The organism is Stenotrophomonas sp. AS1 (assembly GCF_048957655.1).
GTDB classification, from domain to species: Bacteria; Pseudomonadota; Gammaproteobacteria; order Xanthomonadales; family Xanthomonadaceae; genus Stenotrophomonas; species Stenotrophomonas bentonitica_A.
Genome location: NZ_JARVXM010000007.1, coordinates 145,717 through 163,267, shown reverse-complemented (window position 1 = coordinate 163,267; position 17,551 = coordinate 145,717). Strand labels below are relative to the sequence as shown.

Below are 17,551 nucleotides of genomic sequence, written 5' to 3'. Positions count from 1 at the left end.
ATGGGAAGACCCGTTAGAGCCGCCGCGCCATGGCGCGCTGGATTTCTTGGCTGCCCCGCCCCTCCGTCATCGCCTGGTCAGTGCACTCATGGAAGCTTGGTGGCATTTTAATTGTGGATGCATTAAGTTCTTCCCTCGAATGCGATGCATCTATCTTTGCCACCGCCTCTCTTATCAATTCTTGCGCGTTCTTATTATCACTTAATGTGTCAACAGCGAGTTGGGTATCAGATAAAGGAATTAACAATTCGACAATCGCCCCATGCCCATTTTTAGCAGCGAAGGCTAGAGCGCTCGACTCCATTACATCAGATACGGAAATGAGCACTTCAACTACTTCCTCATGTCCATTACAAGAAGCCCAGCCCAATGCAGCTGAATTCAGCGCCTTAGGTTCTGAAACTGGAATTAGCATCCCGACAATACTTTTGTGTCCGATCATTGCGGCCGCACGCAGTGCATATGAGCACATGTCTTTTGCATTAGAAAAAGGAATCAGCATTTCGACTACTTCGGCGTGTCCATTAGAAGCCGCACCCCCCAATGCATCTGAATTATCTGCTTTTGGATCTGAAACTGGAATCAGCATCTCAACGATTTCTTTGTGTCCATTTGCCGCAGCGAATCTCAGAGCACTGGAGTCGTGGGACATTGGATCAGAAACGGGGATCAGCATCTCAACGATTTCCGTAAAACCGAGCGATGCTGCACATCGCAACGTTATCGAAGCATTTGCCTTCGGCTTATAAAAAGGAAGTAGCACTTTGACTACTTCCGTGTGACCGTTTTCCACAGCCCATTGCAGAGCAGACGGTCTTTTAACACCCGGATATGGCGCTGGAATAAGTTTCTTGACAGCGTTAATGTCCCCCCGACGTGCGGCCTGGATTAGTTTTTCTGTTTGAGTCATGGCAATCTCCCTTTTGTCCAATAAAAGGCAGATCGAGCATTTGTCAAGCTTTCAGGATCTAATCAGTGCCTCTAAATCAGAGGGTTGGTGCTTACCCGACCGCCAGCACCTGGGAGCGCAGCGCAAGGCGACGGATGGCAGACATAAAAAAGCCCCGGCGAAGGGGCTCTATCTTGAACTTGGGTAGGTGCGTCAGAGCCTTCGTGCTTGGGCTCTCTGAGTTGCCGCCGTGCCCTGGCTCTCAGACTTAGCTTGATTAACGCATTCTCGGAAATCCGGTGGCATTTGAAGTGTTGTTGAATCGAGCTCTTCCCTCGCTTGCTTTGCCAACACACCCTGCATAAGTCCCTCAGCTTTTTCAAATTGCTCTGCTGTCATGTATAACTTGAAAAAGCTGCAATCCAAGTTGGGCCGCATATTCTCTTCGACAAGATCCCATTGATTTGTCAAAAATCCATAAAGCACTTTTAATCTATCATCGGAGCCAGCCACCTCCTCAACCCAGGCCATAACATCTTCCTGGTCGTCATCAGCATTGCATTCAGAAAACTCGAAAATTACATCACCCTTTTCCTCTACATTTGCGTAGGAAAGCAACCATCCTGCCAAGTAGCCCTCGTCGAATTCAAACGCATGACGTATTCCCGTCGAATCAACATTTGGAGCCCAATCTTTTTTTTCAAACGCTTCGATAATTGAATCCACATCTGCGCGAACCTCCTCACTGTTATAATTCAGATGCATGCCCAACAATTCATCTAGAAACACTTTTGATCGCGCATCGTAGAATTCCTGAGTAAAGCTACAATTTTTATTAAAGATTTCCTCAACATCTATCTCGGCCTCAAGAATTGGGTGTGCTTTACATAATATTTCAATTCTTTCGTAATCACCATCGGATGAAAAATCTTTCATCAACCGCTCCAAGTATGAATCCGCCCAATCCCGCTCTTTCAACAGATACGCAAATGTATCGGAATGCATCCCATAGACTGCCGCATCCATAGCGCCTGACAGTTCGTCATCTGTGATCTCATAATTTTCGTGCAAATAGACAAACTTGCTGTGATCTAACGAGGCGCTTAAATTGTAGAGCTTTCCAAATTCATCTCCTTTCAACTTTAATTCATCGATGATTTCGATAAAATCGTTTAGCTCGTAACCTTCAATTAATTCTTTTTCATCAAATCCCATAACCTTCTCCTGGTGAGTGTGTTTTTTCAGTAAAAGGCCGAACGACTTTTTGTCAATACCCAGGAATATAAAAACTTCAACCAATTGCGGCTATCCCGTAAAGGAAACGACGGTCCTCACAACCGCCGCACCTCAACTCGCGCATTTGGAACTGGTGTCGCCCGATGCAGGAAATAGGCTTCCAGGCGTTTAGATGCCGCAAACCAAGCTCTCTCCCAGCAATAGCTCACAGCTTCCCCAGGACAGCAGTGCAGATAGAGAAGCTCCATGAGGCCCTGATGCTGCTCCTCCGCAGCAATCGCCATGGCTTTGCTGTATTCGCTGGGGCTACCTAGCCCAACGCTCCCTGCCCTCGCCCACTCGATCATCCGCAGGATCAGATCAGGGTCTGTGCCTTGGCGCAGGTGACACCAATGCTCGATGGCCAGCGGGTCAGAGAGTGGATAGAGAACTAGGGCGGCTTGGAGTCGAGCGTTCATTGCTGCGACCGCCAGAGCTTTCGAGTCCTGGACCTTTGGGTCCACCTGGTCCAGCAGCTCACGCAACGTGACCAGGTCACCTGTTCTGGCAGCTTCGATGAACTGGTCTTCCGTTGAGCTACTCAGATGCGTCACCCGCTGATCGAGCACGAGTGACCTTCAAGACCTTCCGCTCGCTCCTCAGCACTTGCGCCCCGTATTCCGCAAGGGCTATCAGCCCGGTGGTCCAAGGCTCGCTAGGGTCTTCCAGGAGCTCCTGGATCGTCGCTTTGAGGCGCGGCGGCACGGTAATCATTGAACGATTTGTGCGAACGCCCTCAGGAGTGCGGTAGTCGCGGAGCCGGGCCGTGCGATGGAGCTGCAACTGGGGTTCTGCTCTTTTCCGACTGTGGACAGCCAGGTCAAAGTAGGACTGCCGGCACTCGTGATCCCCTGGCTCCGGTGCAGACCTGAGCTTGACGTTGACCCGCTTCTTGCTGCGATGTCGGGGCTTGTGGATGACATCCAGGGCAGTGTCGAGGTCTGGAACCTTCCTCATAGATCCGCCCAGGCTCGGCTGTCAAAGCCTCTCACTGCACGCGCAATCGCTTTGATGTCCTGCTGAGCGTGGCTGGCTCTCACCCCAACACGATCAAAGACCGTCTCCCCGTAACCATATGAGGAAGCAAAGATGGCGCGATCCCTCACGATCAGTGCCCCAGCAGGAAGCTGTGCGAAGCGCTGGCGATGCTCTGATCGGTCCGGATTGAAACGGTTGGCCACAATGATGTGAGGCAAGCTTTTCTTGCGCACGAGCTCCATTGTTTTCAAGAACACGACAAAGCTCACTGCATCGAGCAAGGTAGGGATGATGTAGACGTCAGCGTCGGGCAGGAGACCATTCTCAGGAAGCTTTGGGGCGGTGTCGAAGATATGGAAGTCGTGCTGTGCCCGTGACTTCACGACACCCACGGTGAAGGGCGTCTCCCCGGCCAGCCTTGCCCAGGCCAACGATGAGCCCTGGGCATCTAGGTCGGCGACATAGACGCTGGAACATGGGTAAGTGCACTGTAAACAGTGAGCGAGATTGAGAGTGAGAGTCGTGCGCCCTACTCCTCCCTTTCCATCGAGCATGTAGATCTTCATGAGAGCACCGCTTGGACTTGTGATGCGCGCTGACGGTTCCAATGACACATCATTCGTCTATCTCGATCTTTAGCTCGGTTCTTTAAACGCGATGCTCGCTCTTCTTTTTGGTTTAAATGAATCTGATAAAACTTGGTTGTTGTATCGATGTCATATTTAATTTTCATGATGATCTCCAGTTGGGGTTATCCCTAACTTGAATAAAAGGCAGCTCCAACTTTTGTCAACAGTTTTGACTCCAAATACTTGACAAAATTGCGATCAGCCTTTCAATAAATGAAAGGCACTCAAAGCCTCATCATCAAAAGGAGATCATCATGTTCAAATATCTTTTCAACCACGAAAGCCTTTTCATTTCACTAGGCTCGATGGCAACGCTTGCGGCCTTTGCCTTGCTTGGATGCTACGCAGCGCTGTCCGGAATTGGCCGCTTGATCAGTAGTGCCCTGGGAACGGGCGCATGAGACGGCTGATTACATGGCTAGTTCTTATCGCTTGCTTGATGATCGGACTTGACTACTTCTCAGCTAAGGCTATTGGAAGCATTCGAACGATTGAGTCGTCTCTTGCGAGAATTGGATCCAGATAAAGTAAAGGCCACTTAGAGTGGCCTTATTCTTGCCAAATTGGAGATATGGAATTCAAAGATCTCTCTCCAGAAGGGGCCTCAAATTCAGTGCAGAAGCAACAAGCGATTGAGAGACAGAGAACCGCCGACGAACCTCTGCGTAGGGCATAGACGGATGATCCGCAATAAACCTCGCCACCGTAATACGAGTCTCCTTAATTATTTCTCTCCGCATGCAAGCATTAGACTTCGCCGCGATCTGATGCACACGCTGCCTGCTTATTCCAAACATGCGGGCCAGGTCTGAATGTTTCTCCTTTCCATTCTTTAGCCTTGAAACCAATTTCGCTTTCTTGTTCCTAGTCATGCGCTTCATAGTGGGTTGACCCGTTGGTTCCGGGCCTGATCAATAAGATTGCGCTTTCTACCCTGCGCGATCTTCATATCAGCGGATTTGGGAATTAGCACTACCTTTGTCGCGCCCTTCTCAGCTGTCAGCTTGTCGTCGCCGTTAATGGCCCAGGACTTGACCAAAGGATCGTTACCTGTGCTGACAATGGCCATAGACTTCTTAAGCTCGTAACGAAACTTCTTGAGCTCTTTTTCAGAACCACTTAGCACCCGCAACTCATCAACCGAGACAGGATAGATCACTCTGTGAGATGACAAGTAGTCGTGCAGCCAAAGCGCCAATTGATTTTTTCCGAGTGCGACCTTTCTTTCCAAGTCATTGCAGATGACTTCATTGCCAAGCAGATCCATGACCTTCGGGTTGATTTCGATCTCGAAATGGCCTGTCTTCTCGTGACGCAGTGCTCCAACCAGCATCGTTCCAAAATATCGGTGTGTGTCCGTCTGATACCTGACGGTCGCTCCGACAAGATCTTCAAGCCGCTGGAGAATAAGATCTCTGTTCGTGCCACTTCTTGAAGACATGCCAAGCATATCGATGAGACGATCTCCACTGACTCTCACGACGCATGAGCCCTGCTCTCGCGTTAGCAGCAGAATTGATTGCCACACAATCGCGTGCAGCTGATTCAGTCGCGGCCCTTTGTAAGCAATCTTAGTTCCCAAAACGTGATGTGCGGCTATGCTGCCGGACTCAATCCGCTCACCATTAAACCGTGCCGTCCCGAAAAGTGCAGACCTGACAAGTCCCATTGGAACCGGTGCAAGCGCAAGCTGTTTTTTATCTTTCATTTTCATCCCCTTATCTGCTCCAACCACAAATAAGGCGAATATGATTTTTGTCAATAACGAAAGGCTTAAAGAGTGGAGACAGCGCTTCATTGACACTGCGCACTTACGCGGACCTGATGCGCACTTGTGCGGACCAAATGCGCACTTACTCGGACCAAATGCGCACTTGTGCGGACCAAATGCGCAGTTACGCGGACCCAATGCCTCCGAAAGCCTTGGCACATAAGGCTTGCGCTCGCTTAAGGCTTTAAGGTTTAAAGGTTAAAGGGCGCTGCGCGCTTTTTTCGCTATCGCTCAGGGAAAAATCAAAAGCCAAAAGCAAAGCAGTAATTTCTTGTCACCCCTTCCGCCTTTGCCCCCTGGGAGGGGGCGGCGGGTAAGCTGGGGCTATCGCTTCACCTGGCAGCTGCGCTGCGGCTTCGCCCCAATGGGACTTGAGGGGCCGCTTGGCTCGGCCTGATGATGGGCGATAGCCCGTTCCACAGCCAGCCCCCTGGGGGGCATTGGCGCAGGGGGGTTGAAGTCGGGGGTGATCTACGTTGTGATCTGCTTGCTCGCTTTGAGCAACAAGGGGATCAAGGATGAAATCACACATCGTATTCGCAGGAATTTTGCTGCTGAGCATCGCGCACTCGTCCCATGCCCAGGATCTTGGGAACTTGGCTTTCGACAGGTTCAACAACACGGCCAAGGGCCTGTGCGGCCCAAGCATCATCGAATACACAGGGGTCAATCAAAACCGAACTGATGGCCGCGTTGGCGGATGGAACTACGATGGAGAGGTGACGATGAAGGTCACGTCCGGGCAGAAGGTCATCACCCCGCCCTTGGGTGTAGGAAGAATCACTGCCGTGTGCCTGGGAGAGTCTCGGCCGATCTTGGTGGTCATCGAAGACAAGGCACCTTCCAAGCGATTTTTCAAAGCTTACGACGCGCGGAGTCTCGCCCCAATCAGCGAGAAGGAAGGTTGCAATTTCGTGTGTATGGAAGAAGCTGGCGTCAAGATCCCACCGAAGCTTGCTTCGTTTGATCCGCCGATTGACTGACCCCAACGACGCACTCACTCAAGAAGAACGCCGATGTCTTTTTCAGAACACTTGCAATTGAAGGACGGCGAGACGCTTCGCCTAGACAGCTCGCGCGAGACAGGTTTTATGGGAAACGTAGACGTCGACAATTATTCAATCCTGAGCGCCGAAGGCGAAGTGGTCGGCAAGGTTGAATACACTGTTGACACTGCCGTCAAAGGCTTGAAGGTGACATACAAGGTCGTCCAGACTGATCTTGAAGGCAAGACTGTCCTGCAGAAGTTCTGGTAGAACCTGCCGCGCTGCAGACGAAGAAAGCCCCGGAAATTCGGGGCTTTTTTATTGCTCAGCTCCAGCCGTGATCGACTCGATCCAGGTCGTAGTCGCGACCAATTTGGTGAGCGGCTTCAAGAGCTGAAAGATCGCCATAGCGCTGTTTGAACTCGGCTTCTGAGAAGCCCGCTTCGTCGATGCTGATGCCAAACATGTTGGTGAAGTGCTCGTTTGCTTCTTTGAAGAATTTCGTGCTCATCATCTTGCTCCAATTGAGCCAATTGCTCGCGATAAGAGCAAGGGAAGCGGCAAGAACGCATTGCACTGAAAGCCGGAACAAGGTGGAGGAGCGCTAGCGCTTGCAATGTGTTGAGCGACCAATCTTTGTCGCTGGCTATTTGCGAATTGGACCAAATTAATTGCGCTAGAAGCCCTTGCCAAACGAGTCAGTTGCCTTAGCTTGGTCAAGAGGAGGCACTTATGACTGATGAAGATCTGTATTTCGAAGAAACGGCGCTAACGCCAGAGGATATCTACCTGCCCTTCAAGCGATTCGTCGCAGAACGGCACGGGGACGGCCTGCTGTTCAGCGTAGCAACTGATCAGACTGAGGCCGAAGGCCATTTCAACGACTTCGAGATCATCGATCTTGTCGATCTGGCTCTCATGCAACACCGCAGCATTTGGATTGGCGCATGAGCAAGACAGACGACTACGCGCGCCAATTTGCTGATCTCGTGATCCGCAGCCTGGAGAACCACACAGCGCCATGGACAAAGCCTTGGAAGCCCGGCGAAGTCCCGGCAGGGCCCCACAACGGCGTCACCAATCGTAGCTACCGGGGCAGCAATTTCATGAACTTGCTCCTGACGCAGCAAGAACGGGGCTATCAGTCTGCGGAGTGGCTGACGTTCAAGCAGATCGGGGAAGCTGGTGGCAAGGTCCGCAAGGGGCAGAAAGGCACTTCGATCCAATTCTGGAAGACGTCGGAGCCGACTGCCGAGCAACTCGAAGAGGATCCAACAGCAAAGACGCGCATGCAAGTCTTCTACTTCACAGTTTTCAACCGCGATCAATGCGAGGGACTGCCAGATCCAAAGCCTCAGCTACAAGTTTCTGAGCAATGGCGACATGAGAAGTGCGAGCAGCTGATGACTGACTCGGGAGTTCCGTTCAACTTCAATGGCGGTGATAGGGCTTACTACCGTCCTGACATCGATCAGATCTTCATGCCTTCGAAAACTGCGTTTAAAAGCCAGGACGGCTTCTATACAACAGCCCTTCACGAGCTAGGCCACAGCACCGGCAATAAAAATCGGTTGGGGCGTGATTTATCGGGCAAGTTTGGTAGTGAGAGCTATGCTATCGAAGAGCTGCGAGCCGAGATCTTCTCCTACATGACCGGCGAACGCTTGGGTATTGGACATGACCCTGGTCAGCACACGGCCTACATCAAATCCTGGATCAAGGTCCTCAAAGATGATCCCAAAGAGATCCTCCGCGCGTGTGCGGATGCAGAGAAGATCTGCAATTTCTTGAAGGTCGAGCGCTATCAAGAACTTGAGCAGAACAATGTCCAGGCGCAGGAGCTAGCGGGTCAAGAGCCCCGTCAAGAACGGCCGGTGCGTAACGCGAGGGCGAAGACTGTCGATCCGTTGGCACCCGAACTGCTCGACGATCAGATCAAAGACATGAAGGCGCGGCGCAAAGCCAAAGAACTGGCGGTAGCGCTATGACTGAACGACTGCCACAGATCCATAATTCAGACCTGGAAGAGAGCCGGCAGTGCTACACACAGCCCGGGCAAGACCCCCGCCCCAAGCTCTTCGATTTTGGCAACCTAAGCCCAGAATCCCAGGCCATTTACGATGCAAGCCGCGCCGGATCGCGGTTCGATCACCTCATTGATCATGCCTTGCTTCTCGCTCGCATTCGGGGTGACAAAGAACAGCTTGTCTACGCCTCTGAGGCGGATGACACGCTCCCCGGCACCGCCCTCCTGGACGCTGTCGAGAACGGGCGCTGGAACGAAGCCCGGGGCCTTATCCGCTCACATGTCGACGTCAATGCCACCAACACGCTTGGACAGACAGCCTTGCATCTCGCTGACGACCTTGGCGTGATCGATGCCCTACTCCGCTTTGGTGCGAAGCAAGACATTGTCGATAACTATGGCAACACACCGATACAAGCCGCCATGGAGCGCGGTGATCGCGATGCACGGCACCTGATGGTGAAACATCGATATGGAGCCGATCCGAGCCCCAGCGCGATGCGCCGATGATGTTCAACGCTTAAGTCGGTTCTTTAGGACTTGACCCCTCGGTGAGCTCAGCTTGGCGACGTATGCAGCTTCTCCCAGCAGCGCAACCATGTTGCCGTCCCGATGCGGCATCTCAGGCCAAATCTGATCGGGGATCTGATCAAGGTAGATCGGTAGTTCAACCTCATCGTCCGGGCCGAGAGAAGCATAGAAGTCAAACGACGGCGGCTGCCAGCCATCTAACGGCAATGCCTTATTGACGATGATTGCGAATGCTATGGGATAGCACTTCATGATCATCACTTGCGAGGCAGTCTTAGTCCCGATGTAAGTTATAAACAGATCACGCGCGACCGTTCGTCCAGCGAATGGATAGACCCAATAGCAGACTCTACAATTTCGCAAGAAGGTCGATTGGTCGTTGAGCACATACTCGCCAAATTTCTGCGGGTCTCCCTCGTTGTAGCGATCGATGCCTAGCGCACAGAGGTGACCTAACACTGCCCTGGCTACGAGTTGCGGCTTGACTCGAACGGTCTGCGATCCATCAAGCAGGATCGGTGTTCGCAACATCGCAGTCACCTGGTCTGCCATCGCCACTAGGGCCTTGTCGTAGCGTGACAACACGACGCCATTGCAGCGCTGACAAAGGCTTCTGAACTTGATGCCGTCTGGCATCTTGGTGCCGGGAGGCGCCTTCTCTGCACCCAACTCAGAAACGAGATGGTTGAGTCGCAGGGCGATGTTTTGCGCCAGCGCTTTAGGCGGGATGTGATCTTCGGTCAAAGGCCCTACGGCGCCACAGATATTGCACCTACCCGACTTCGGACCGATGACGTTCAGAACCGGCATGCTTGATCTACCTCGGGCAGGAAAAAGTGAAAAGAAAGACTGATAAATTTCAAGGCCGTTGCCCTAGCCCTGATATCTCGGACACCCTGTGACTATTGGGCAATGAGCTGCTCAATGGCGTTCTTGAGGCTTGGGGCAAGCTCGGGGAAGCCGCTGTGTCCCTCTACACTCGCCTCTGAGTAGACGTTCCCAGGGACCCTGTTCTTCAACTGACCCATCACAAACTTCCCCTTCGCCCCCTTCAATGGTCGATGTTGCAGCGCCGCCCAAACATCTGCATTCGTAGGGCTACCGCCTGCTCCATGAAGCTCTTGATTCGCTGCGACACGCTGTTTTGCGAACTGGTCTGAGATGGGCACGGTGCTGTTCGCGATGATGTGATCCACCCATCCCTCACATGTAGCGAGCGTTTCGCCAGTAAGCGATGACAGGAAGCTTGGGTTGCAGAACTCAGACTCGATGTCGGATTGGTCTGTAAGCCACAGGGCAATGCCCTCTGCTGCATAACTATCCACCAATTGCGCCGCCTCGTCGTCAGTCAACGAATCGCGGTCTCGGTGAACCAAGACTTTGAACTTGCCACCTAGTGACTCCCTGAGCTCTACCGCCTCAGCCTTGGTCAGCAGATGCTTGTAGCCCCGGCCTGGGAGAACAGTCACAGACCGCTCGATCTCGGGCCACTGTCGAATGAGCTTCTTTAATAGCTCGTTCTTCGCGTCTTCGCTGACGATGATCACCTGCTTACCGAACGCCCCCCAACCCAGCGCCAGTTCGACCACAGACCGGTCGTCGGATTTGATCTCACCGTCTGCAAGCCAGACCACATTAGCGTCAACCGGTGCTCCTCTTACGATGAAGGGAGAGTGCGTTGACATGACGATCTTGATCTCCTGCGCTCTTGCTATCTCCAACAAGCTGCTTGCCAGCTTCTCTTGAATCGTTGGATGAAGATGGATATCAGGTTCGTCAATAAGCAGAATTTTGGGCTTAAAGAGCAGGATGTAGCAGAAGATCTGAATCAGTTGCAGGAAGCCCGTCCCAAGCAGCTCCAACGGCGTCCAACGACCGTTTAGCTCTGCGTGCGCATGGATGTCGAAGTCCTTAGACTCATCGAACACGATCTTGAGCTTGATCGCTCCCAAAAGCGGCTCCAACCACTCTTCGATCTTGACGATGTCAGCAGCCGGCAGCAGGTTTAGCGCATTTCGCAGATAGACGTTCGAATCGCCGAACGAGCAGGCTTTGAGCACAACGCGCTTAGAATTCTTGTGCTCAACATTCGGGATGCCCGAAATCCCAGGAATGAACCCGCTAAAGAAGACATCCTGACCACGGAACAGGGGGCGAACTGATTCAGGCAATTCACCCTGAACAGAGATGCCCGCGTTCCTAGCAGAGCGCATGACGAGCTTGGCCGTCACGATGTTAGGGGGCACAACTACAGCTGCGTCGTCGAGAAAGCGGAACTCAACTTTTGAGGACGGGCTGTTACCTTTGTTCCCCCAATCTGCACCGTGGCCTAGCTTCCAATACTGATCACTCGGCAGATAGTCCAGGTCATTGATGCTGACCATTGCCGTTGATTCGGCGCGAATTCGATCTACCTGCCGCATCAGGCATGAGGCAAGATGAAGTGCCTGCAAGATGGAAGACTTGCCGCTGCCGTTGGATCCCACCAAGATGTTGAGATCTGCAATTGGCAGCTCGATTGCATCGATCCGTTTGAACTTTTCCACCTTGATTGATTCAAGCTTCATCCTATCCACCACCCCTGATTTAAAAGAAAGCCTTGAGACGATCTGTTCTAAAAACTTTTTCTTGCTAATACACTACGCCGAGGGTTCGCCAAACGCGAACTCCGATCCGAAAGCGTCTAGCGCCCGTTGCGCTCCCTCGGGATTGCTCTCCCCAGCGACCAGGATCGTGATGAGAACAGCTGTCATCCCAATCGCTTCGATGCTTTCCAACGCATAGAAGATATCGTTATCCAAGTAGGAAGCCCCTACTTCGTTTGTTGCAAGGTAGGGGATGGCTATCTGGTTGCCACCATGGGTGAAGCTGTGGAGATGGTTGATCCCAGCCTGGAATTGCTCACTGAAAATTGGGAACTGATTGAAGGGCCCTTCGGCTTCTATCGCCTCTACCATCGTCTTCGTGCTGGGCAGTTCGTCTTTCTGCATGAAAGCATCAGCCTGCTCCTCTGTCGCTCCCAGGAAGAACCAACAACCGCGCCGGAACTTCTCGTTCATGGGCCGCACCAGACTTAGTGCACTGCCCACGAGGTCTGGGCCATAGTTCCCGATCAAGAGAGTCGCTGCTCTTGCATCATCGTATGCGGCGGCTAAGAGTGCCACTGCGATGCGGTGCGCAAGCGTCGCGTCTCCGGCCAGTTGCAACCCCGCCCTGATCTCTGCCGCACGGATCAAGGCCTGGTTGACCTCAATGGACCTCTGATGGCTTCTTGTCACGGAATGACGATCCTATGTTGGCTCGAAAAAAGCAGCTTGGTCTTTTCATCGTTAGGAATTCGGATGGGGTTGGCCCACCGGTTCGTGAACCTAAGGAATTTTCCAGAGCCATTCCTTGCCGCTATTGCTAACTGGATGCAGAGGAATTGCGCCCTTGCCTAACATGAATTTGTCCACCTCGTCTCTATGTTTGCCTTTGCTGCGAATGACGATCTCTGTGCATTTCAGATACTCTTTAGCTACGCGACCAACCCCGTGGAGCATGGCCGTTCCGAACCCCTTGCCAGACCGATCCTTATTAGTCCGGAAATGCCCAACCCAGAGTCTTGATTTAGATTGATCATGACTAATTTCTTTGATGTATCCGATGTCTGCCGCTCCAACAGATACATAGATGTCCAAAAAAGACGCGTTAATGGCCTTTTCCCAAGGGTTCCTACCATCGTTGGCTTGCGTCCTGGAATGCGCTTCGAGACGCTGTTCGAGCTCGTCACGGAGCTGTTGTTCTGTGAGTGGTTGAGCAGGAGGCTTTGAGAACATCCTGCGGAACTTGGAGATTATTTTGTTCACGCAGCAAGCCTATGTTCGTAAAAGGGATGTTGCTTATCGTCCATGATGTCCTGCATGCTCTGTAAATTGTTTGGGTCGGGATTGAGCCAAGCCCTGATGTGCTCTGGCTTGAGATTGATGACGGTGCGGTCATGACCGGCTTCTGCAACCTCAGGCTCCGGATCGTCAGTCACAGCAGCGCAGCTGTAAAGATCAGGCGCTTCACCTTTGGGATCTGTCCAATGTGACCACAGGCACGCGATGAACATCGGCTCATGCGTGCTGGGGTTGAACTGAACTTCACGCGTGACACCGTCCCGTTCGACCATCTCATAGAATTGGCTGGCAACGATGAGGCCGTGCGTGTATCCAAATTGTTTGCGCCAAAAGCGGGTCAAGTTGTCCCGGCGAGCGTTGTATGTGCCCGAGACCTTGCCATCCTTTGTGCGGTCAACGCTAGCGGGTTTTCCAGCAGGACGGCAGTGATAGCGCATTGGCCGCACGACAAGCTTTCCCTTCTCAGAAATCAGCACGGGCACATACCAGTCCGGCCACATGCGATTGTCCTTGACCGGATCGAGCTCAACGCGCTTAGCGTCGGCGATCCATCGCTTCATTTGCTTGATCTTGTTCGTTGCAATGCGCTGCTCGTTGAGTGCCGTCTTCGTCTCTTTGACCGCAAGCTTTCTTTCGGCATCCGCAAGGCGCTTTGCCTGCTTGAACATCTCTTGTTCGCTATCGCTGATCAAGCTGCTTTGGTAGTCCTGCACAAGCTGTTGGATCTGCTTTTCCAGATCGGTCTTCGGCTTGTCGAAGCCGCGATCCATGCCCTTTGGGATTTTGATTTTCGGGGAACTCTGGCGAGCGAGGTAGAGCTTGGCGAACTCTTTGATGTCGACGTCAGCATTGAACTGATCGACATAGCGGTGGTAGTCCGTCCAAACTTCTGCTGAGTAGCACATGGCCTATGCTCCGAGTTCTGACAGAATTTTTCTCATGCAAGCCTCAGTCGCTTCGACATCATTGAACGCCATGAGTGGCGCGAGATCGAGCGAAAGCGCCTGGTTCTTGTCCGCAATTTGAAAAAGGATCCGCGTCACCGAGTCGAAGTCGGCATCAAGCTGCTCCCAACTAATCTTGGCTTCGTCAAAGAGCTCTCGATGCTGCTCGCGCTGGGTCGAATTATGAGAGAAGAGCTTGTTGCGAAAGACGCGATATTTCTCGTAGATCACCGCAGCTTCTGCTTCTAGCTCTGCCGGCACTTCTGTGCCATCCGCTCGGATCAAGCGAGCGAGCTCGTGGATCGAAGCACTTCCCTTGCTGTCTTCCAGCACCGCCACCAATCCCACGAACGTAGCGAGCTGGCATGACCAAAGGATGGGCAGCGTAACGTCCTCCAAACCGCTGAGCCGGTCGGTCAGTCGCCTGGGGCTGTCTTCACCCATTGCAAGATTGAGTGCTTTGCTAATCGCGTAAGCCTGCCGTGTTTCTACGAGCCTGGAAGTGATCAGGCGATAGACCACCACAGTCTTCGATTCTTCCATGTCCATACGTGCGCCCCTCTTCCCTAGACCGCCTAGCCCGGCTCATCTTCGCAGGCTATGCCGTGCCTGGTGAGCATGGCACTGATGCGTTGAGCGACCAACACCTGGTGAGCTCCCGCGTTGTCTTCAATGACGTCTGCCAGGCCTGCGAAGGCTGCCCAGAAGTCGCCCGAGCTGGGGTGGGCCTGGATCAGCAAGGGAAGGTCGGTTTCTAGCGCGTTGAGTTGAGCTTCCAGCGTATTCAGGTTGGCAGGCATCGGGCCGGTCCTTCTTCATCAATGACTTATGGAATTTGTTAGTAATTTCACTAACACAGTTCTAAGCTAGCGCCGTAGCAGCATGCTGAGGCCTGTCAGTCTCAGCCCGTGATTCAGCTTTCTCGGACTCTCCCACTATGCACCCCATCGCCCCTCCAAGCCTCCTGGGCGCTTTCAGCCCCTTCGCACCTACCCATGCCCTACCCGTGCTCAGCATGCGCGTGAGCTGTGGCTTCCCAAGCCCTGCGGAGGACTTCTTCGGGGCTGAGGACACGCTATGTCTCAATCAGCACTGCATTAGCAATCCAGTGGCCACGTTCTTTGCCACCGCTGAGGGGGACAGCATGACTGGGCTCGGGATCGACCAGGGCGACACGCTGGTCGTTGACCGCAGCCTGGAACCCAAGCACGGGGACATTGTCCTGGTGCTGTGGGAAGGGGGGTTCATGGTCAAGCGGCTTGCCATGAGCCGGAATCGTCTGGCGCTCCACTCGGGACACCCGGACCACCCTCCTATCCTGGTGCCCCCAGACATTGAACTGGATGTCTGGGGTGTGGTGACTTGGTCTTTTAAAAAGCAGCTGAGGCGATGATGCGCGAGCGTATTGAGCAGTGGAAGAGCATCTTCCAAACCGACGAGAACAGCATCTGCAAGCAGCTATCCGGAATGGCTTGGGACCTTGCCGTGTTCACCTGCCTAGTGGAAGCCATCGACCAAGCTCCAGATGGCCCTCAAGGCAAGCAGCTAAACGGAGTCATGGTCAGCATGCTTGCCAACGGTTTTTGGCACAGCGCGTTCCTGGGCGTCCGTAAACTGGCTGACAAACATCCTATTGGGGGTGCACGGGGCGTCTGCTCGATTGGAGGCCTCATCGCTGATGCGAAGGCGGCTCGTCAGCTCATCACTAGACGGGTTTTTGTAGAAGAGATTGCCGGCCTCAACTATGACTACGTAGCCACTCGTGCACGGTTCGAAGAGTTCGTTCGCGCTCATCCCGCTGGCACAATCGTCTCCGGCCGGAGGTTCGATGAAGAACTATCGATCCGTAGGCATCTCGAGTTCGACACGCTGAGCGGAACGACCGAGCAAAACAGAACGGCTGATGATGTGATTCGAGAAGACTTCTTTGTTGCGCTGGAACAGCGTATGGCAAGGCTTGAAGGTGTGGTTACGCACACGCACATCGACGTGGCTCATGCGGCTACGGAAGCAAGTCGGGCAGGAAGGCAGTTGGAAAGCTGGCAGCTTACGGATGCAAAAAATGCATTCAGGGACCTTGCGCAAACGGCAGAGATCCTAGGTAGCGCCCTTTGCTATGATGGCATTGGCTCGGTCCTTCCAAGGCCCCAGTTCGATCAGTTTGAGCACATCGAGCAACCACTTTTCAGCGGCGACCCCGCAGTTCTTCACGCGAAGTGGGATGAGCTGTCGGCTGAGATCACTCGATGGCACGATGTGAGCGAGATCAGGCTGTGAGCATGATCGCTCTCCAAGACGGGAACAACTTCTACTGCTCTGTTGAAGCAAGCTTCGATCCGAGGCTTCGCGGTAAGCCTGTGTGTGTGGCAAGCAGCGGGGATGGCTGTGTCATTGCAAGAGATGCACTGAGCAAAAAACTCGGTGTGCCGATGGGTGCCCCAATCCACCAGATCCCACCAGACGTGCGCCGGCAGATCACTTTTCGCTCTGCAAATTTCGCGCTCTACGGTGACATCAGCGCCAGGATTGCGTCGATCTTAAGAGGCCTCTTTCCTGCAATCGAGCAATACAGCATCGATGAAAACTTCATTGACCTGGCAGGCATCCCCTCAAAGGATCACGAGCGTCTCGCAGCAGAAGCGCGAGCCCGAATTTTCAAGTGGACCGGCATTCCCTCATGTGTAGGCATTGGACCGACGAAGACGCTGGCGAAGCTCAGCAACAAGAGGGCCAAGTCCTCCATTTCGGGTGTCGTTACGACGATGCCTGACGACCCTGCCCTGCTCACATACCCAGTTGAGGATGTTTGGGGTGTGGGAAGGAAGCTCACTGCAAGGCTGGGTGCCGATGGCATCCTGACGGCTGGTGATCTCGCTGCCACTGACGTAGACACTCTGCGTTCTCGATATGGTGTTGTGCTGGCACGCACGCAGCGTGAATTGCAGGGTATCCCATGTGCAGAGCTCGAAGAGCACGAGCCACAACGCAAGGAAATTATGGTGTCTCGCACGTTTGGCAAAGACATCACGTCACAAACCGAGCTGATGCAAGCCATTGCCACCTTTGCCCAACGGGCTTGCGAGAAGCTTCGTTCAAGGCAGCTGCAAGCAGCGGGCGTCTGGGTCTTCATCCAGACGAACCCTTTCAAGCAAAATTTGCCGCAATACAATCCATCAAAGTCGTTTCGTCTGCTGATGCCGTCTGCTGACACCAGGGAAATTTTGATGGTCGCCCAGGGGCTGGCCAAGGCCATGTTCCGTCCAGGCTACGGCTACAAGAAAGCAGGTGTCAGCTTGCTTGATCTGAGCCATATGGACATCCAGCAAGGGGATCTGTTTGCAGGGATCGACCAGCGCAGCAAGGCCATTATGGAAGTGATGGACCGGACCAACCAGAAGTTCGGCCGGGGCTCCATGGGCTTCGCTTCGACGGCATGGCGACCGAAAGGCAAGAGCCTGGAAAAGCCCGCCTGGTCAGTCAAGAGGGACATGCTCTCGCCGGCTTACACCACAGATTGGAAGCAGCTCATCCGGGTAAGGTAGGCGTTGCCCGCAGGTAGATCTTTCTTTTCCTCGTTGACGGCCATAGGCTTGCTCATCGGGTGCCCAAGGCGGTCAGTCTCGGCCGCAATGGGTCCC

Annotated in this window: 23 protein-coding genes; 9 read left to right on the top strand and 14 right to left on the bottom strand. The window is 53.3% G+C overall.

Annotated features, from left to right (window positions below; genetic code table 11):
* Positions 1-13: 13 nt before the first annotated feature.
* The 5 genes from PV764_RS12440 to PV764_RS12420 form a co-directional block, all read right to left on the bottom strand.
* Positions 14-910, bottom strand: coding sequence for an ankyrin repeat domain-containing protein (locus PV764_RS12440; protein ID WP_197649810.1), 897 nt, complete (start codon positions 908-910; stop codon positions 14-16).
* A 192-nt stretch (positions 911-1,102) separates the two neighbouring features.
* Positions 1,103-2,104 (bottom strand): hypothetical protein, encoded by a 1,002-nt coding sequence (locus PV764_RS12435; protein WP_421116719.1) that lies wholly within the window; start codon positions 2,102-2,104, stop codon positions 1,103-1,105.
* Positions 2,105-2,220: 116 nt separating this feature from the next.
* Positions 2,221-2,733, bottom strand: coding sequence for a hypothetical protein (locus tag PV764_RS12430; protein WP_421116718.1), 513 nt, complete (start codon positions 2,731-2,733; stop codon positions 2,221-2,223).
* 384 nt (positions 2,734-3,117) lie between these two features.
* Positions 3,118-3,708, bottom strand: coding sequence for a ParA family protein (locus tag PV764_RS12425; RefSeq protein WP_197649805.1), 591 nt, complete (start codon positions 3,706-3,708; stop codon positions 3,118-3,120).
* The gene (locus tag PV764_RS12420) at positions 3,705-3,875 is read right to left on the bottom strand and encodes a hypothetical protein (RefSeq protein WP_197649804.1); all 171 of its coding nucleotides are present in this window, start codon (positions 3,873-3,875) and stop codon (positions 3,705-3,707) included. Before PV764_RS12420 ends, PV764_RS12425 begins: the two co-directional genes overlap by 4 nt.
* 150 nt (positions 3,876-4,025) lie before the next feature.
* Here PV764_RS12420 and PV764_RS12415 point away from each other — a divergent pair, with 150 nt between their 5' ends.
* A complete protein-coding gene (locus PV764_RS12415; RefSeq protein ID WP_161771324.1) occupies positions 4,026-4,172 on the top strand; it encodes a hypothetical protein in 147 nt (48 codons plus the stop codon).
* Positions 4,173-4,648: 476 nt separating this feature from the next.
* On the opposite strand, the gene PV764_RS12410 is transcribed toward PV764_RS12415, so the two are convergent.
* Positions 4,649-5,569: a hypothetical protein gene (locus PV764_RS12410; RefSeq protein WP_414486262.1), complete on the bottom strand. Its 921-nt coding sequence runs from the start codon at positions 5,567-5,569 to the stop codon at positions 4,649-4,651.
* A 491-nt stretch (positions 5,570-6,060) separates the two neighbouring features.
* Here PV764_RS12410 and PV764_RS12405 point away from each other — a divergent pair, with 491 nt between their 5' ends.
* Together PV764_RS12405 and PV764_RS12400 are read left to right on the top strand one after the other, a co-directional pair.
* Positions 6,061-6,525, top strand: a complete 465-nt coding sequence (locus PV764_RS12405; protein WP_197649802.1) for a hypothetical protein — start codon at positions 6,061-6,063, stop codon at positions 6,523-6,525.
* Between the two features lie 33 nt (positions 6,526-6,558).
* The gene (locus PV764_RS12400) at positions 6,559-6,798 is read left to right on the top strand and encodes a hypothetical protein (protein ID WP_180846041.1); all 240 of its coding nucleotides are present in this window, start codon (positions 6,559-6,561) and stop codon (positions 6,796-6,798) included.
* Positions 6,799-6,853: 55 nt separating this feature from the next.
* On the opposite strand, the gene PV764_RS12395 is transcribed toward PV764_RS12400, so the two are convergent.
* Positions 6,854-7,039: a hypothetical protein gene (locus tag PV764_RS12395; RefSeq protein WP_180846042.1), complete on the bottom strand. Its 186-nt coding sequence runs from the start codon at positions 7,037-7,039 to the stop codon at positions 6,854-6,856.
* A 221-nt stretch (positions 7,040-7,260) separates the two neighbouring features.
* Here PV764_RS12395 and PV764_RS12390 point away from each other — a divergent pair, with 221 nt between their 5' ends.
* The 3 genes from PV764_RS12390 to PV764_RS12380 are packed head-to-tail and all read left to right on the top strand — an operon-like array spanning position 7,261 to position 9,064.
* Positions 7,261-7,479, top strand: coding sequence for a hypothetical protein (locus PV764_RS12390; protein ID WP_284129459.1), 219 nt, complete (start codon positions 7,261-7,263; stop codon positions 7,477-7,479).
* A complete protein-coding gene (locus PV764_RS12385) occupies positions 7,476-8,516 on the top strand; it encodes an ArdC family protein (RefSeq protein ID WP_421116717.1) in 1,041 nt (346 codons plus the stop codon). The genes PV764_RS12390 and PV764_RS12385 overlap by 4 nt, the downstream gene beginning before the upstream one ends.
* Positions 8,513-9,064: an ankyrin repeat domain-containing protein gene (locus PV764_RS12380; protein WP_421116716.1), complete on the top strand. Its 552-nt coding sequence runs from the start codon at positions 8,513-8,515 to the stop codon at positions 9,062-9,064. The genes PV764_RS12385 and PV764_RS12380 overlap by 4 nt, the downstream gene beginning before the upstream one ends.
* A gap of 3 nt (positions 9,065-9,067) precedes the next feature.
* Here the strand turns inward: PV764_RS12380 and PV764_RS12375 are convergent, their stop codons facing one another.
* The 7 genes from PV764_RS12375 to PV764_RS12345 all read right to left on the bottom strand — a co-directional run bounded on the left by PV764_RS12375 (position 9,068) and on the right by PV764_RS12345 (position 14,713).
* Positions 9,068-9,895: a hypothetical protein gene (locus tag PV764_RS12375; RefSeq protein WP_421116715.1), complete on the bottom strand. Its 828-nt coding sequence runs from the start codon at positions 9,893-9,895 to the stop codon at positions 9,068-9,070.
* A gap of 92 nt (positions 9,896-9,987) precedes the next feature.
* Entirely contained in the window at positions 9,988-11,652 is a 1,665-nt protein-coding gene (locus tag PV764_RS12370) for an ATP-dependent nuclease (RefSeq protein WP_421116714.1), read from the bottom strand.
* A 72-nt stretch (positions 11,653-11,724) separates the two neighbouring features.
* The gene (locus PV764_RS12365; RefSeq protein ID WP_421116939.1) at positions 11,725-12,249 is read right to left on the bottom strand and encodes a DUF6988 family protein; all 525 of its coding nucleotides are present in this window, start codon (positions 12,247-12,249) and stop codon (positions 11,725-11,727) included.
* A 204-nt stretch (positions 12,250-12,453) separates the two neighbouring features.
* A complete protein-coding gene (locus PV764_RS12360) occupies positions 12,454-12,933 on the bottom strand; it encodes a hypothetical protein (protein WP_421116713.1) in 480 nt (159 codons plus the stop codon).
* Positions 12,930-13,874: an SOS response-associated peptidase family protein gene (locus PV764_RS12355; RefSeq protein WP_421116712.1), complete on the bottom strand. Its 945-nt coding sequence runs from the start codon at positions 13,872-13,874 to the stop codon at positions 12,930-12,932. Before PV764_RS12355 ends, PV764_RS12360 begins: the two co-directional genes overlap by 4 nt.
* A 3-nt stretch (positions 13,875-13,877) precedes the next feature.
* Positions 13,878-14,456, bottom strand: a complete 579-nt coding sequence (locus PV764_RS12350; protein ID WP_164084983.1) for a hypothetical protein — start codon at positions 14,454-14,456, stop codon at positions 13,878-13,880.
* A gap of 32 nt (positions 14,457-14,488) precedes the next feature.
* Positions 14,489-14,713 (bottom strand): hypothetical protein, encoded by a 225-nt coding sequence (locus PV764_RS12345; RefSeq protein WP_164084982.1) that lies wholly within the window; start codon positions 14,711-14,713, stop codon positions 14,489-14,491.
* A gap of 215 nt (positions 14,714-14,928) precedes the next feature.
* On the opposite strand from PV764_RS12345, the gene PV764_RS12340 reads away from it, so the two are divergent.
* From PV764_RS12340 to PV764_RS12330, 3 genes are read left to right on the top strand one after another with little or no spacing between them, the layout of a single operon-like run.
* Complete coding sequence (locus PV764_RS12340) at positions 14,929-15,306, top strand: LexA family protein (RefSeq protein WP_062171583.1); 378 nt, start codon at positions 14,929-14,931, stop codon at positions 15,304-15,306.
* Complete coding sequence (locus PV764_RS12335; RefSeq protein WP_414486228.1) at positions 15,306-16,190, top strand: hypothetical protein; 885 nt, start codon at positions 15,306-15,308, stop codon at positions 16,188-16,190. The genes PV764_RS12340 and PV764_RS12335 overlap by 1 nt, the downstream gene beginning before the upstream one ends.
* Positions 16,191-16,192: 2 nt before the next feature.
* The gene (locus tag PV764_RS12330; RefSeq protein WP_421116711.1) at positions 16,193-17,455 is read left to right on the top strand and encodes a Y-family DNA polymerase; all 1,263 of its coding nucleotides are present in this window, start codon (positions 16,193-16,195) and stop codon (positions 17,453-17,455) included.
* Positions 17,456-17,551: the final 96 nt, after the last annotated feature.